This is a genomic window from Paenibacillus sp. MY03, from assembly GCF_002165585.1.
Lineage (GTDB): Bacteria > Bacillota > Bacilli > Paenibacillales > Paenibacillaceae > Pristimantibacillus > Pristimantibacillus agaridevorans.
This window is the reverse complement of record NZ_MXQD01000122.1, coordinates 1-1,544: the sequence shown is the minus strand read 5'-3', so window position 1 is coordinate 1,544 and position 1,544 is coordinate 1. Positions and strand designations below refer to the sequence as shown.

General features: G+C 48.2%; 1 protein-coding gene. It reads left to right on the top strand.

The features are described 5' to 3' along the window. Positions 1 to 110 precede the first annotated feature (110 nt). The gene (locus B1748_RS36185; RefSeq protein ID WP_143810503.1) at positions 111 to 1,322 is read left to right on the top strand and encodes an IS4 family transposase; all 1,212 of its coding nucleotides are present in this window, start codon (positions 111 to 113) and stop codon (positions 1,320 to 1,322) included. The last annotated feature ends 222 nt before the right edge of the window (positions 1,323 to 1,544 follow it).

Below are 1,544 nucleotides of genomic sequence, written 5' to 3'. Positions count from 1 at the left end.
CAGAAATTTTGCAAAGAACCGTAACCGCTAATTACAAAGGATAATTTTACAAAAAGAAGAGGTTCCTGTACCGTAGTGAGTAACGACAAACCCTACGGAAAGGAAACCTCTTGCATACAATCGTATCGAAGAATTCGGTTATCCGTCAAGTAATAAGGGAGTTTGTCTCTCACATTCCGCAATTGTGGAAGGATGCTTACGCCAAGAAATTATTTACAGGGAACACATCGCTCTTATATCTCTTCGGTATTTTGCGGCAATGTCGCTCGGTTGCAAGCATTGCTGAATATCTGGGAAGTACGCCTTGGATGCAGGCTTGGGCCGACCTAGAGTCGATTGATCCTTCGGCGCTCAATCGCCGATTGAATGATTTGCCCACAGACGTGCTAAAGCAAATCTACGAAGAACTCATCGCGAAATATGCAAGCGACTATGGTTTACCTCAGCCGATGAAGCACCTGGGGGCACTGGCAGCCGTAGATGCCACCTCGATCACGTTAGGGAAAGTCCGTGGCGAATGGGCGTATCAACAAAGTGGCAAAAATGCAGTCAAGTTACATGTGCGTTTGGATTTAACGGGAGAAGCCAGTGGCGTCCCCAGTCGCGTCGTGCTGTCAACAGCAACCGTGGCCGATCTGGACAAAGAAGTAACCAGCGTCTTGCTAAAAGAGAGGCAGGTCACATATTTGTTAGACCGGGGATATCTCGATTACGGGCAGTATGTCACCTGGAGTCAAAAGAACATTCGCTTTGTAGCCCGCATTAAGGCAAACAGCAAGATGAAGGTGATTCGCAAACACGCCTCCTGTGAGTCTAATGTGGAACAAGATGCCGTGGTCGAATTGGCTCATCCCGATACAGGCGCGTGTGAGCAGCTTCGGCTCGTCGTCTACACGTACGTAGATTCCAAAGGGAACATGCACCGTGTTCGCGTACTTACGAATCGTTGGGACGTGTCCGCTAAGGACGTTGCGCTGATGTACCGCTACCGTTGGAAGGTTGAGCTGTTCTTCAAATTTATGAAGCAACAACTGGGTTTGAAGAAGATTTACAGTGCAAAGCCGCGAGCCGTCTGGAACCAAATTTATCTCCATCTCATTGCCTATATGTTGCTGGAACATTGCCGGCAGCAGGTGGCACCGACCTACAAACGCGGCGAATGGATCTGTCTGCTTCGTGCCTATCTAGAGCAGCCATGGTCGAAGATGTTAGAGAACTTACAGAAGCCGAAGCAGCGAACGAGTCGAGGTAGACGCAAAAAGGGCGGCCGGCCACGTAAGCATCCAAAACGATTAAAGCCAAAGCGCATCCTATATTGGTAAAGTCACCCACAACTGAATCAGGCACACCTAAAAAAATGGAGGGATTGTCGTTGCTCACTTGAGGATGGCCTTTTTGTGTCTTTTGACGTACAACCCTCTGTCAGAAACTCAACTTTGTTTATGAAAATCCTTGGCCCAACTTGTGCCACGAGAATCCGAGAACAACGAATAGCCATTTCGGTAGGCTCTATCTAGGTAGGCTAGCTCTTTGCAAAATTTCTG